The 799-nt window shown below is 67.6% G+C and carries 1 protein-coding gene and 1 pseudogene; both read right to left on the reverse strand.

What is annotated here, in order from left to right; translation table 11 throughout:
* Window positions 1–341, reverse strand: a 341-nt coding sequence (locus EQG76_RS31740; protein WP_321573476.1) for an alpha-amylase family glycosyl hydrolase, incomplete at its 3' end; no start/stop codon positions are given.
* Window positions 299–799 (reverse strand): annotated as a pseudogene (locus EQG76_RS31745) (hypothetical protein); the annotation flags it as partial. The pseudogene EQG76_RS31745 and the gene EQG76_RS31740, both read right to left, overlap by 43 nt.

Here is a 799-nt window from a genome sequence, read left to right on the forward strand (position 1 = left end):
GCGTTGCTCACGAAGAACTCGCGCACCGGCTTGGAGTTCGGGCCGTCGAAATTGATCGCCTCGCCCCACTCATTGTCATGGCGGTCGGTGAAGTAGTCCTTGCTGAACCGGGGCAGGTAGTTGCCGTCCGGACCCAGGTGATTATAGACGACGTCCAGGATCACGCCGATGCCGTGGCCGTGCGCGACATCGATGAAACTGCGCAGCTCGTCCGGCGTGCCATAGAGCCGGGTGGGCGCGAACAGGCCGACCCCGTCATAGCCCCAACCGAACTGACCCGCGAACTCGTTCACCGGCATCATCTCGATGACCGTGATGCCGATGTCGCGCAGGAACGGCAGCTTCTCCTGTGCGGCGCTCCAGTCCCCTCGGCCGTGAAGGTGCCGACATGCAGCTCATAGAGGACCTGGCCTCGGATGCCGGCACCCCGCCACTCGGGATGCCGCCAGTGATAGGTGTGCGGGTCGACCACCTCGGATGGCCCGTGCGGGCCCTCGGGCTGCCGCCGCGACGCTGGATCCGGCAGGAGCTGGCCGCTCCCGTCCAGGCGCAGCCGATAGCGATGGCCCGCCCCGACCCCAGGCAGGAAGCCGGCGAAATAGCCACCCTCCTCGGCCGTGAGCGCCGCCTCCCGGCCATCCGCCAGCACGACCGAGACCTCGGAAGAGGCCGGTGCCCAGACGCGGAACGAGGTCCCACCCCCGCCCGGTTCGGCACCAATTGGCATCCTGCGCCGCAGCACCGGCTCGACCTGGCTCATCACGCTCATCCGGATATCCCAATTGGGCTCAGCCGACGT

This window comes from Geminicoccus flavidas, from assembly GCF_009806515.1.
GTDB classification, from domain to species: Bacteria; Pseudomonadota; Alphaproteobacteria; order Geminicoccales; family Geminicoccaceae; genus Geminicoccus; species Geminicoccus flavidus.